Source organism: Synechococcus sp. R60.1, assembly GCF_047461835.1.
Taxonomy (GTDB): Bacteria; Cyanobacteriota; Cyanobacteriia; order Thermostichales; family Thermostichaceae; genus Thermostichus.
On record NZ_JANSIA010000001.1, the window covers coordinates 63,753 to 76,667 of the forward strand.

A 12,915-nucleotide genomic window follows, 5' to 3' on the forward strand; every position below is an offset into this window, starting at 1 on the left:
CGATATCCTAGGTTTAGGCTTGGCGGGGGCAGGGCAGTTTGTCTCTTCTCTTAGAAAGAAGCAGGTGTTCGGCTTGAGGGATCCCCGGCTTTCAAGGGGCCCTAAGCATCTCCAAAAAAAGCCTGAGGACGTCAGGGACCCAAAAGGGCTTGAGGATCCTATCCCGCTAACGAGCAAGGACTCCGTCTCGCTGACACAATGGGAAGGTCGTTAGGGTAGTCGTGAACTTGGCAAGGTAGGAAAACAGCTCATGGACAGCGCTCTGCTTCAAGCGGCTCGCCAGATTTATCAATTTCATCTGCAGCATCGACCGGAAGTGCTGGAGCAACCTCCGCGGGGGGTAGTTATTCACCGCCGTACCCTGCGAGGGGATCTGATCTTTTCCGAGTTCCCCATCCTGCTGCCCCAGGAAACTTTTATTCCGCTGCAGCAATTGGAGCCGCTGCGGTGAGGCACGAGGTCGGCGCTGACAGAGCAGATCCTTCCTTTTTCTGCCTTTAGGGACTCCGTCCTGCCGACGCGATGGGAATGGCTGCCATGCTCGAGATTCTCCCCTACTGCACAACGCTCACATGATGTGGCTGAGCATGATGTGGCTGAGCAACGCTGATGCGAACGGCACCTGGGAGCTGCGCCTACTGGGCTGGGTGCTGGTGCTGGTGTTGGGGGCCTGTGTGGGCAGCTTCTTAAATGTGGTGGTCTATCGTCTGCCGCAGGGTCTTTCTCTGCTCCATCCCGGATCCCATTGTCCAAGCTGCAAGACGCCGCTGGGCCCGACGGAGAACATTCCCATCCTGGGCTGGTTGTTGCTGCGCGGTCGCTGCCGCCATTGTGGAGCGCAGATTAGCTGGCGCTACCCTGCCGTTGAGGCGTTGACAATGGGCCTGTTTGCCCTCAGCATCGGCGCTTTGGGGTTTTCTGCCCAAGGGATCCTCACCTGCATCTTGTTGAGCTGGCTGTTGGCCCTGGCGCTCATCGATCTGGATACCTTTTTGCTGCCGGAGGAGCTGACCCGTTCAGGCCTGGTGGTGGGGCTTTTGGCCCGCCTGGCTCTGCCGTGGCTCCAGGGATCCGGATCCCTGGCCGCTACAGGCCTGTCACTGGTGGAAGGGATTGCGGGAGCTGTGCTGGGCCTCTGGCTGCTGGAGGGCATTGGCCTCTTGGCCCGTTGGGTCTTGGGGCGGGAGGCTATGGGCGGGGGAGATGGCAAGCTGTTGGCCCTGATCGGCATGTGGTTGGGCTGGCAGGGGGTGGCGGTCACCCTGATCTTGGGCTGCGGGCTTGGCCTGGTGGGCAGCCTGCTGGCTATGGGATTGGGGCAAGCCCGCTTGGGAAAACCCATCCCCTTTGGCCCCTACCTGGCCTTGGGTGGAGGGGTGGCGGCTCTGGCCGGATCCCAACTGGTGGAGGGCTACCTACGCTGGGCCGGATTGGTGGGGTAGAGGGAACGTCCATTCAACATTGGATACTTCATGTTTCGGGATCTATGACTTCAAACTGATCGGGAAAAAGAATGAGATTAAAATATCGAAAACCTCCTACCAAGCTCAAATCCGGAACCGCTAAATCAACCGCATAGCCTTCAGTGGGATCTGAGTAACATTCCACAATGGATCCCTGAGTTCCAGCAGGAATAGTGGTCTCGCTGAAATACTCCTTGACATCTGCCACAGTTTTGACTCTACTGTATGGCTTGATTCTAGAAGTGGTTTTACTCATCATTGTGTACCTCTAGCCAATTGGTGACCAAACGAGGGATTAAACTTTCCTTATCAACCTGCCACACGGTCACTAAAGTGCCTTTTTTCTGATTGAGGCCCAAAATTTCAATCTTGACTCGATAGCGGCTTCCATAGGGTGTTGGAAACGGATCCCCGGCTAAGGCGCAAGGCAGAGCAGCAGTAACCTGTTGCAGAATGTGAGCAAATCCCACCCTTCTTCCCTCTGGTGTACTGACATCATAGCCAAGCTCTGCAAAGGCAATCCACTTGCCTTGATTTCCAGGATTAGCTGGATTCATAGAGTAATCAACGAACTTGGCAGGATCCACTGCTGCTTCAGAAGCCCTGGGCAAGGATCCGGCCATGGTTGCAGCTTTTGCCGACTTCACGTAAGGTCTAAGGACTCCGTCCCGCTGGCGCGAACAGTAGCCCAGACGTCTCACGCTAACCTGAAACAACCATATTAATTACTCCACCCCTTCGATTCTGTCCTCGATCTCCTGATACAGCTCCTGCAGACGCTCGATATTGGCCTGGGAAGTCTGCCAGTAACCACGCCCATGCACCTCCAGCAGGGATCCGACAATGCGCCGGAAGGAGTGGGGGTTGAGGTTCATCAAGCGCTGCCGCATGGCCTCATCCTTGATGAAGGTCTCGTTGGTTTCTTCGTAGATCCAGTTGTCCACCGCACCTGCCGTGGCCGACCAGCCCGAAGTGTTGACCAACCGCTTGGCGATCTCCCGTACCCCTTCGTAGCCGTGCTTGAGCATCCCCTCATACCACTTGGGGTTGAGGAGCTTGGTGCGGGCGTCCAGACGGATGGTTTCGCTCAGGGTGCGGATCTGGGCGTTGGGCGTGGTGGTATCTGCCATGTAGGCCGAGGGGGCCTTGCCGTCGGGGCGCAGGCTCTGCACCAGCTTGGTGGGATCCGCGTCGAAGTAGTGGCTGACATCGGTCAGGCTGATCTCCGAGGAGTCCAGGTTCTGGAAGGTCACATCCACCGTCTTCAAGCTGGCTTCAAAAAGCTGCCGCATCTGCTGGTTAGGCAGATTCGAGCCAAAGGCAAAGGACTTGCGGGATAGGTACATCTCCCGCAGCTCCCTCTCGTCCTCCCAGGAGCTGTTTTCCACCGCCAGGTTGATGTTGGCGGAGTAGGATCCGGAAGCGTTGGAAAAGACCCGCGTTGCCGCCTGCTCCAACGTCAGCCCCAGTTCTTCTGCCTGCTGCAAGGCGTGCTTGCGCACAAAGTTCAGCTCCGGTGGCTCCACCGCTGCGGCCGCCAGCTTCACCGCCCGGTCGATCAGGTCCATCTGGTTAACAAACAGATCCCGGAACACCCCCGAGCAGTTCACCACCACATCAATGCGGGGCCGGCCCAGTTCCTCTAAGGGGATTAACTCCACCTTGTTCACCCGCCCCAGGGCATCGGGTTTGGGTCGCACCCCCAGCAAACACAGCACCTGCGCCAGCGACTCCCCGTAGGTCTTGATGTTGTCGGTGCCCCAGAGCACCACCGAGATGGTTTCCGGGTACCGGCCACCGTTACTGCTCATCTCGCGAGCCAGCAGCCGTTCCACCACCATCTCCGCCGACTGGATGGCGGCTGCCGTGGGGATAGACTGGGGATCCAAAGCGTGGATGTTGCGCCCTGTCGGCAACACATTGGGGTTGCGGATGGGATCCCCCCCCGGCCCCGGCAAAATGTACTCCCCTTCCAAGGCCCGCAGCAGGGATCCCAGCTCATAATCTGCCGTAATTTGCTTGAGGCACTCCTCCAGAAATTCAAACAAGGGCTTCAAAAGATCCGGATCCACCTGGGGGTAGCCCGCTTCTTTTAGGACTGCCAACCAGGGGGCTTGCCGGCCCATGTTGAAAAAGTTGAGCTTGGCCACCCGCGCGACCCGGCCCTGGGCGTCGGTCTGCTCCTGCACCAGCGCCGCCACCGCCTTCTGGCAGGCCTTGTTGATGCGATCCAGCAGCTCCGTATCCGCCAGGTGTCCCCGATCCCGGTTGCGGTAGATCTCGTCGATGTCCCGGCCCAGGCTTTGGGCAAGAATGCGCGGCAGACCCAGGATCCCTTCTTCCGGGCGGTCGATGCTGGCAATGCTCACCAGGGTGGCAATCGCCTCCTCTGCTGTGGGGGGCGCTCCAATGACGTGCAGACCACAGGGCAACAGCCGCGACTCGATCTCCATCAGCTGGGCGTAGAGCTTGCCCACCACCCTGTCCCGCTCTTCCAAGCTCAACTGGGCGGCGTCCCCCTGGGGCAACTCCACATCCTTGTCCAGGTTCACCAGCCGCGCCTTGTCGCAGATGGCGTTGACGATGGCGATGCCCCGCGCCCCCTCCCGCAGGGTTTGGTAGGAGCCGATCATCTCCCGCAGCTCTTGCAGCCCCTTGTAGAGGCCGGCGTTTTCTGCCGGCGGCGTCAGGTAGCTGATGGTGCAGGCGTAGCCCCGCCGCTTGGCAATAGTGGCCTCACTGGGGTTGTTGGCGGCGTAGTAGTACAGGTTGGGCAGGGATCCAATTAGATTATCCGGATAGCACTCGCCCGACATGCCGATCTGCTTGCCCGGCATAAACTCCAGGGATCCATGGGTGCCAAAGTGCAACACCGCATCCGCCCCCCAAACTTTCTCCAGGTAGGTGTAGTAGGCAGCAAAGCCGTGGTGGGGGCTGGCTGACCTGGAAAAAAGCAGCCGCATGGGATCCCCTTCATAGCCGAAGGTGGGCTGCACCCCGATGAACACATTGCCAAAGTGCTTGCCGTAGATCAACAGATTTTGCCCATCGGTATTCAGGTGCCCCGGCGCTGGCCCCCAGTATTGCTCGATGGCTTTCACGTAGGGTGTCAGCGCCTCGTACTCCCGCACCGACAGTTTGGCGGCCACATTCAGCTCCGGGCTGGCGTACTGGGCCTGGGGATCGTGCAGGATGGACTCCATCAGCTCCTGCGGGGTTTTGGGCAGCTCGGGGCCGAGGTCATAGCCGTTGTGGGCCAGGGCCTGCATCACCCGGTGAATAGAGGCAAATACATCCAAGTAGGCTGCTGTCCCCACATTGCCTTTGTCCGGTGGGAAGCTGAAGACGGTGATGGCGATCTTCTTCTCCAGCTTGGGCTTGCGCCGCAAATTGGCCCATTTAATGGCCCGCGCCGCGATCAGCTCGATCCGATCCTGCATGGCATGGGCTTTGCCGGTGGCCGCGTCCCGCCCTGAGAGGATGATGGGATCAATGGCCCCGTCCAGCTCGGGAATGGCAATCTGCAGAGCCACCTGCACCGGGTGCAGCCCCAGGTCGCTGGCAGCCCATTCCTCCGTCGATTGAAACACCAAGGGCAGCGCCACCATGTAGGGGCGATTCAGCCGTTGCAGCGCTTCCACCGCCTTGGGGTGATCCTGCCGCGCCGGCCCCCCCACCAGGGCAAACCCGGTTAGCGACACGACCACATCCACAATGGGCGCTGTCTTCTGCGCGTTCCAGAAAAACTCGTTCACCGGCTTGGAGAAATCTAGACCCCCGGCAAACACCGGCACCACCCGCGCCCCGCGCGACTCCAGCTCTTGCACCATGGCCACGTAGTGGGCATCATCCCCCGTCACCAGGTGGGTGCGCTGCAGCACCAATCCCACGCAGGGAGCCAAGGGATCCTTCACGTCCTGCGGCAGATCCTCGCGGGCGTTGTACCAATCCAAATACTCCGCCAGACTGGCAAACATCTGCGGCGCCAAGGGGTGCCAGATGCCCATCTCCAAGTAGGTGACCGGCTCGGCAAAGGAGAGCTGCCCCCGCATCCCCGGCAGGTAGCGATCCGCCAGCATCAGCAAAAAGTTCTCCAGGTTCTCGCGGGATCCCCCCAGCCAGTACTGGAAGCTGAGCATGAAGTTGCGGGCATCCTGCGCCTTGTCGAAGGGCAGATACTTCAGCACCTTGGGCAGCGTCTGCAGCAGCTTCAGCATCCCCTCCTGGAAGTTGGATCCCTGCTGGCGCTTGCGCATGAACTGGGCAATGGCGCTCTTGGACTGGCCCAGCTGCGCCATAGAAAAGGATCCCATCTTGTTCAGGCGCATCACCTCCGGCATGGAGGGAAACACCACCACCGCATCCAGCCGCTCCCGCAGGGGCTGCACCGCCTGCACCACCTTCTGGGCAATGTCCTCGATGAAGATCAAGGATCCAATAAAGACATCGGCCGTTTCCAGATCCCGCCGAAAAGCCTCATAGCCCGCGGGATCCCGCAGCTCCTCCACCAGATAGCCGGACAGCTCCACCGCCAGCTTGGAGTTGTGGGCGTTGATGTGCTGCACTGCTGCGGTCAGGGCACTCTGATATTGCGGCTCCAACACCACATACACCACCTTCATCAAGCGGCGATCCCCTACCTCGGCAGGGGTAACGTGGCGGGTGATGGGCTTAACCAGAGTAAACATGCGGTCGCTCTCCGTCGTGCAATGCAAAAGATGGGGTGAACTGGGGAAAGGACTCCGTCCCGCTGACGCGATAGGCAGGATCCCCTATTGTCTGTTTCCCGTTCTACCAGAGAAACGGATCCCTGCTGGGAGCATGGCGGCAAGGTCGTAATAATTCGCAATGATCGCTGAGGTACTGTAAAGGGGAAGAGGATCCCTTCCCCAGAGAGCGTCCCCTTCTAAGGATCCAAAGGATCCAATGGACTTCTCACCCCGCGCCCGCCTTTATTCAGCACATGGGTGTAAATCATGGTGGTTTTGACATCTTTGTGGCCCAACAATTCTTGGACGGTGCGGATGTCGTAGCCGTTTTGCAGGAGATGAGTGGCAAAACTATGGCGGAAGGTGTGGCAACTGACCCGCTTGGGGATCCCGGTTTTTTGGACAGCTTGTTTAATCGCCCGTTGTAATCCAGACTCATGCAAATGATGGCGGCGGGTGATGCCAGTGCGAGGATCCTGAGATAACCTTTCTGCCGGAAAGACATATTGCCAGCTCCACTCCCGCTCCGCATTGGGATACTTGCGCTCCAAAGCAAATGGCAGATAGACTGAGCCGTATCCTTGTTCCAAATCCTGCTGATGTTGTCGCTTTGCCCAGAGCAAGTGTTCTTGCAAAGGTTCCACTAAGGTTTCTGGCAGCATCGTTAACCGGCTCTCCATCCCTTTACTATTGCGAATCACCAGTTGCCGTTGGTTAAAATCCACATCTTTGACCCGGAGCTGCTGGGCTTCCGCCAATCGCAAGCCACTGCCATACAGCACCTGCACCACCAAGCGATGGATCCCGGATAGATGCACAATGATGGCTTTGACCTCCTCAGGGGTTAAGACCGTAGGCAAATAGCGTGACCGTTTGGCTCGCACGGCGTCTAGGTCAAGGTCTAGCTCCAGATGCAGCACTTCTCGGTAAAGGAACAACAGCGCACTGAGAGCCTGGTTTTGGGTGGAAGCGGCAACCTTACCCTCCACCGCCAGGTGAGTGAGAAAGGCGTTGATTTCTTCGCCGCCCATCTCCTTGGGGTGTCGCTTGTTGTGAAACAAGATAAAGCGACGGATCCAGAGAAGATAAGATTTCTCGGTTTGGTAGGAGTAGTGTTTGACCCGGAGGGCATCACTGACTTGCTCCAGGAGCTTTCTGGGTCTAGGTATGGGTGTGTTAATGCTCATTCAGCCAGATAAAAACCCTTTGGAGGTAATTATCGCTCAAAATGTTGACTATACAGACAAATTAGGGTAGCATTACACTAGGCGATGGAAAAGTCTGCTTCTTAGGTGATTATCAGTCATCTAGCTGCAGAAACACATGTTAGCGATACAACAAAGGAGAAACCATGAACACAAAACAGATCCTCGGCCTAATCGGTTCAATCGTTCTTTTCATCGGGGTGTTCGCGCCTATCGTGAGCGTCCCGATCATGGGCAATATGAACTATTTCCAAAATGGCAAAGGTGATGGAACGTTGATATTGATTTTGGCGATAGTCTCCTTGGTGCTTGTACTCACGAAGAAATATAAAGGTCTATGGTTCACCGGTGTTGGTAGTTTGGCCGTAATGGCTTTTACTTTTATAAATTTCCAAATGAAAATATCCGACATGAAAAGTCAGATGGAAACAGAGCTTGCTGGCAATCCGTTTCGGGGTTTAGCAGACATGGCTATGCAGTCAGTGCAGTTGCAATGGGGTTGGGCGTTGCTCATTGTTGGAGCTGGGTTGGTAATTGCAGGCGCCGCGTTGAAAGATGAAAGCAATGAAAATCGCTAACAAGGCGCTGCACTCGGACGGCAATTCCGCTGCGCTTCATTGCCGCCGGTGAGCTTTAACGTTATGTTGCCAGCGCCAGAGTTGTGCCTAGTCAAGGTTGTTGGTAAGGGGGCGCTGGGGTCGGTGGGTAGCAGAGGCGATCAGCGCAAAATCTACACAACATAACAAGTCACTGCACCCGACCGTATGCTAAGCTATTCATATCATCCAAAGCCAGTGGCCGCGGGTGAGTTCAGACGTCATATTGCTTGTCTTATTAGTCAAATAGATTTAGTTTAGTCATTTGGAAGCAGCATGTCAGAAGGTAAGTTCCAGAACTATGCTCCACTTAACCCAAACACAGCAGAGAAAAAGTTTTGGGAATGCCTCAAAAAGACATTTCAGAATGAGCCATGCGTAGCTTACTTTAGGTATCCAATTTTTAAACGCACAGGCAATCTCACCAGAGAACCTGACGTTATCTTTATGCACAGAGATTTAGGATTGTGGGTATTTGAGTGTAAAGGGTGCAGTATCGCTAACATTGAAAGTATCGAAGGGCATCAGTGGAAAATGACTAATTGGCATAGGGAAGAGGAATTGCCTATGCTTCAAGCTGAGGATGGCATGTTTGCAATAAGTGCGAAACTCACAGAACGAAGAGAAACACGAGGACTGGTCGCCTCACACTACAGAGTGGTATTACCCTTTGTTAAAGAGCAAGAATGGCAAGATAAAGGATTTTCTGACTTGCCGTGTACCCATGGCGTTGTTTTGCTGGAGGAGGATCTGAAGCCATCGACTCTCCGAGAAAAACTACAGTTGGGCGCTTGCGAAAATCCACAGCGTCCTCTATCTGATGAACAGTGGCAAAACATAGTTGCTTTACTGGGCGGTTCGCTACCAAGACAAGAACCTAGAGCCATACCCACAGGAACGCCACCCGAAAATCCTGTAAGAGTCATCCATTATCTGGAATCTCGCCTTCGTTTTCTGGACGATCAACAGCAAAAGGTAGCTTTTGAGGTTCCAGATGGCCCTCAGCGTGTTAGAGGATTAGCAGGAACAGGGAAAACCGTTCTATTTGCCAAGAGAGCCGCAAAAATCCATGCCGCGCACCCTGACTGGAAAATTGCTTTTGTGTTTTTTACACAGGCACTTTACGACCAAATCATAGGTTTAATCAGTCTTTACTATCGTGAAATGGTTCGGCAGGATGAAGGAGATGTAGAGCCAAACTGGCACAATGTACAAGTACTACATGCTTGGGGTTCAAGAGAGCGTAACGGTTTCTACCGTAACTTAGCCCAAAAATCGGGAATACGTCCTCTGAGTGTCAAGGATGTAAGAGAGAGGATGGGGCGCAACTGCTCTCCATCAGAGGCTTTTGAGTATGTTTGCGATGATCTGGAGAAAAGGGTGCCGAACATACCTGTACTTTTTGATGCGATCTTGATAGACGAAGGACAGGATTTGCCCCCATCCTTCTATCGATTAGCTTATAAAAGTTTATCTGACCCAAAACGACTTTATTGGGCATACGACGAAGCACAGGGGATTGGAACCCTGACGGTACCTCGTCCTTTGCATATCTTTGGGCTTAATCCAGATGGAACACCAGTAGTAGATTTAGGTGGGAACAAACTTCCTGATGGAACCATAACCAGCCCTACCTACGAAGGAGGACTGCGCAAGGCACACAATTTAAACCGATGCTACCGAACACCTAAAATGCTTCTCATGGCTGCTCACGCTATCAACATGGGCTTACTGCGACAAGAGGGTTGTTTGCAAGGAGTGAGTAACAAAGAGGATTGGGAAAAACTAGGTTACACTGTTCTGGATGGAGATTTTTCAGATGCAAGTGTCAAAGCTGGCAAAACAGTCACAGTTACGCGCGAGGCAAAAAACAGCCCTCACCCCATAGACAGTGATGATTTTCCTCACAAGGACGCTTTAGGCTCACCTTTACGCATCCAGACTTTTTCGGATGAGTTGGAAGAGCAGGAATGGATTGCTCAACAAGTGGAGGAAGATCTGAAGTTAGGCTTCGACCCTTGGGACTTGTTGATTACTTGCCCCACTGGTGATAAAGAACAGCAGTACTTTGAAGCAATAAAATCTAAACTCTCAAGGCGAGGTATCCAAAGCGTTATTGCAGGTGTTGATACAAATCTGGATACCTTTCGCATGGATAACTGCATCACGATCTCAACAATTTTCCGAGCCAAGGGCAATGAGGCGTGGAAGGTTTATGCTTGCAGATTTCATTGTGCTACCCAGCCATTAGCTTGGAGAGGAGAGTCAGAACTACAGAAGCGTAACGAAGCCTTTGTTGCACTTACACGAGCGCGTATCTGGTGCGTTGTAACTGGGGTTGAGGGTGCGAGCCCAGTTTTTGAAGAATTGAGAGCTATTGTGCAACAGTACCCAAATCTAGCCTTTAAAGCATTCAATCAATCCTCATTGAAAAGGATTAATGATGAAGATTTTGAATAGCAAATTAGAAACTCGTATCAATATTTGCTACCAATTGTAAGTGCAACATAACAAATCACTGCACCCGACTTGAAGCTATACTTTAGTCATTACCCAAAACTATAGCTAGGTAGGTTAAGGTTGTCGCCTTAAGATTCTGGGAAACCAATGTGGGGCTACGCCCAGCGACCCATATCATGCCAACCTTTGTATGCTTAGCTATACTGGTGGCGGGTGAGTTCAACCGTTATGTTGCCAGCGCCAGAGTTGTGCCTGGTCAAGGTTGTTGGTAAGGGGGCGCTGGGGTCTGCAGGTAGCAAAGGCAATCGGTGTAAAATCTACACAACATAACGAGTCGCTGCACCTGACCCAGTGTTATGTTCTGAGCAGTTCCTAAAGCTGTTAGTAGCAGGTGAGCTTAGCCGTTAGCCAGCGCGACTTAATCTCAAGTGTAATAATATCCAACATCGAGGAGTTGGAAAGATGAACACAGTGATTACCATTCCTCTGGATGCAGATACAGCGAGACTTTACAGTCAAATTCCTGCTGACCTGCAAAGAAAGTTTCAGTTGTTACTTAACCTTTGGCTGCGCGACCTCATCGTACCACCGCGTCCCCTTCAGGTTGTCATAGATGAAATCAGCCAAAAAGCACAGGAGTGTGGCTTAACTCCTGAGATACTGGAATCTCTGCTGAATGTCGAATGAACCATGCTTTGTTTTTGATACCAATGTTGTTATCAGTGCGCTCCTGTTGAGATGTTCTGTCACTCGTCAAGTCTTTGACAGGGCAACACAGAGAGGCAAATTGCTTATCTCACGTGTGACCGTTGAAGAATTGAGCGATGTCCTGCGGCGCAAAGGATTTGAAAGGTATATAACCGAGGAAGAACGGATGGAGTTCTTGAGCACTTTTGTTAGAGATGGCGTCTTGGTGGAGATTGTAGAGCGCGTGGCGACGTGTCGTGATCCCAAAGACGACAAGTTTCTTGAACTGGCTGTTAATGGCAAGGCAAGATGTGCGTGCCGTTAGATGTACCCAGAGACAAGATGATGAGCAAGCTCAAATGCCCTCATTGCGGGAACCCAGAGATCCCTGTCCTCTGCAAGGTGTGCCTCGGCTCAACTGTGCCTGCGACCTGCAAAGCGTTATGAATCTTTGTTTGAGTCGTAATTGAGAGGAAATAGGTGAGCTATAATTCCTAATGGACTTTTCTTTTCATTGCAGGTTGGGTAATGCAAAAACAGGAAGTCCTTACATTACTGGCAAATCACCAGAACACTCTGAAGGACTTTGGCGTAAAGTCTCTAATGCTCTTTGGTTCAGTAGCAAGGGATGAAGCGCAAACAGACAGTGATATCGATCTGCTAGTAGAGTTTGACCGTCCAGTTGGATTGTTCACTTTTGTACGCTTGAAACGATATCTAGAGGAAATTTTAGAGAGTCCGGTTGATCTAGGTACGCCTGACTCCCTCAAGCTCTATCTGCAAGAATCCGTTCTCCGGGAGGTGGTTCGTGCCTTCTAGAGATTGGCAGAACAGAGTAAGAGACGTGCTAGCTGCGATTGAAGAGATTCGAGAGTTTATAAAAGACATCACGTTCGATGAATTTCAAGTCGATCGAAAGACAGTTGGGGCAGTTTTGTATAATCTTGCAATTATTGGTGAAGCAGTTCGCGGCATTCCACCAGAGGTGGAGGCTTCGCATCCTGAAATTCCATGGGACGAAATGCGGGGAATGCGGAATATTGTGATCCATGAGTATTTTCAAGTGAGTTTGTCCATCATCTGGCAAACGATTCAAGAAGATCTTATTTTATTAGAAACCTCTAATTGATAAACCCTTAAGAGAAATGTATAATGTCGGAAGTAACAGCAGCATTAGACCTCACCTCATGCCCGGCTCCGATCCAGCGCGCCCATTTACTGTGGTGGTTGCCGACAACTTCCACTATGTGGAGAAATATAAAGAGTACGAGTACGGAAAGTTTGAGACCCTCGAAGCCGCAATTGCCGCTTGTAAGCGTATCGTCGACGAGTTTTTGATTGAGGCTTTGCGGCCCAGCATGACTGCTGACGAGCTCTACAGCGAATACACTTCGTTTGGAGACGACCCGTACATCGTTGGCTCGGAGGAGCCGGAAGTTCCCTTCTCAGCCCGTACCTAAGCAAAGGCGCGGTGTCTGGAGTTATGTGGATCCCGATCTGCACAAAACGCTGATGAGGATGAATCCGACAAATTGCCGGAGCAGCATCGGAAATAGAGGCAATTAAGTTAGATGAGGATCCCTCTGGGCCAGGATATATGGTTGTTTCAGACTGCAGGAAAGCAACTTGGGGATCCCAGGTTCCCCTAGTCTGCTTTGGGAGACAGATAAGGGGTATGTTTGTGTTGGCCGGTTAGAGATCGAAGGCAGGACAAATGTCCCAAACTTGTTCGGAATGACTATCGCAAACGGAGCTATTGTACTGGCTACCGTCTCATCGCCATTTGAATTGACTG

The 12,915-nt window shown here is 53.2% G+C and carries 12 protein-coding genes; 9 read left to right on the forward strand and 3 right to left on the reverse strand.

Annotated elements, in window-relative coordinates:
• Nucleotides 1-250: 250 nt before the first annotated feature.
• Both NW834_RS00305 and NW834_RS00310 read left to right on the forward strand, forming a co-directional pair.
• Nucleotides 251-451 carry a hypothetical protein gene (locus tag NW834_RS00305; RefSeq protein WP_414330572.1) on the forward strand — a complete coding sequence of 67 codons (201 nt, stop codon included), beginning with the start codon at nucleotides 251-253 and terminating at the stop codon, nucleotides 449-451.
• 136 nt (nucleotides 452-587) lie between these two features.
• On the forward strand, nucleotides 588-1,442 hold the full coding sequence (locus NW834_RS00310) for a prepilin peptidase (RefSeq protein ID WP_414426182.1): 855 nt from the start codon (nucleotides 588-590) through the stop codon (nucleotides 1,440-1,442).
• A gap of 269 nt (nucleotides 1,443-1,711) precedes the next feature.
• Here the strand turns inward: NW834_RS00310 and NW834_RS00315 are convergent, their stop codons facing one another.
• The 3 genes from NW834_RS00315 to NW834_RS00325 all read right to left on the reverse strand — a co-directional run bounded on the left by NW834_RS00315 (nucleotide 1,712) and on the right by NW834_RS00325 (nucleotide 7,359).
• The gene (locus tag NW834_RS00315; protein ID WP_414330567.1) at nucleotides 1,712-2,086 is read right to left on the reverse strand and encodes a DUF6883 domain-containing protein; all 375 of its coding nucleotides are present in this window, start codon (nucleotides 2,084-2,086) and stop codon (nucleotides 1,712-1,714) included.
• Nucleotides 2,087-2,188: 102 nt separating this feature from the next.
• Nucleotides 2,189-6,151, reverse strand: a complete 3,963-nt coding sequence (locus NW834_RS00320) for a magnesium chelatase subunit H (protein WP_414419052.1) — start codon at nucleotides 6,149-6,151, stop codon at nucleotides 2,189-2,191.
• A 218-nt stretch (nucleotides 6,152-6,369) separates the two neighbouring features.
• Nucleotides 6,370-7,359: an integron integrase gene (locus NW834_RS00325; RefSeq protein ID WP_414419051.1), complete on the reverse strand. Its 990-nt coding sequence runs from the start codon at nucleotides 7,357-7,359 to the stop codon at nucleotides 6,370-6,372.
• Nucleotides 7,360-7,523: 164 nt separating this feature from the next.
• Between NW834_RS00325 and NW834_RS00330 the strand changes: the two genes are divergently transcribed.
• The 7 genes from NW834_RS00330 to NW834_RS00360 all read left to right on the forward strand — a co-directional run bounded on the left by NW834_RS00330 (nucleotide 7,524) and on the right by NW834_RS00360 (nucleotide 12,580).
• Nucleotides 7,524-7,955, forward strand: a complete 432-nt coding sequence (locus tag NW834_RS00330; RefSeq protein WP_414419420.1) for a hypothetical protein — start codon at nucleotides 7,524-7,526, stop codon at nucleotides 7,953-7,955.
• Nucleotides 7,956-8,249: 294 nt separating this feature from the next.
• The gene (locus tag NW834_RS00335; protein ID WP_414418971.1) at nucleotides 8,250-10,433 is read left to right on the forward strand and encodes a DEAD/DEAH box helicase; all 2,184 of its coding nucleotides are present in this window, start codon (nucleotides 8,250-8,252) and stop codon (nucleotides 10,431-10,433) included.
• Between the two features lie 462 nt (nucleotides 10,434-10,895).
• On the forward strand, nucleotides 10,896-11,120 hold the full coding sequence (locus NW834_RS00340) for a hypothetical protein (RefSeq protein WP_414418970.1): 225 nt from the start codon (nucleotides 10,896-10,898) through the stop codon (nucleotides 11,118-11,120).
• Nucleotides 11,110-11,445, forward strand: a complete 336-nt coding sequence (locus tag NW834_RS00345; protein WP_414329508.1) for a putative toxin-antitoxin system toxin component, PIN family — start codon at nucleotides 11,110-11,112, stop codon at nucleotides 11,443-11,445. The genes NW834_RS00340 and NW834_RS00345 overlap by 11 nt, the downstream gene beginning before the upstream one ends.
• Nucleotides 11,446-11,648: 203 nt before the next feature.
• Nucleotides 11,649-11,939: a nucleotidyltransferase family protein gene (locus NW834_RS00350; protein ID WP_414418969.1), complete on the forward strand. Its 291-nt coding sequence runs from the start codon at nucleotides 11,649-11,651 to the stop codon at nucleotides 11,937-11,939.
• Nucleotides 11,929-12,249, forward strand: coding sequence for a DUF86 domain-containing protein (locus NW834_RS00355; protein ID WP_414418968.1), 321 nt, complete (start codon nucleotides 11,929-11,931; stop codon nucleotides 12,247-12,249). Before NW834_RS00350 ends, NW834_RS00355 begins: the two co-directional genes overlap by 11 nt.
• 58 nt (nucleotides 12,250-12,307) lie before the next feature.
• Nucleotides 12,308-12,580, forward strand: a complete 273-nt coding sequence (locus NW834_RS00360; protein ID WP_414347213.1) for a hypothetical protein — start codon at nucleotides 12,308-12,310, stop codon at nucleotides 12,578-12,580.
• Nucleotides 12,581-12,915: the final 335 nt, after the last annotated feature.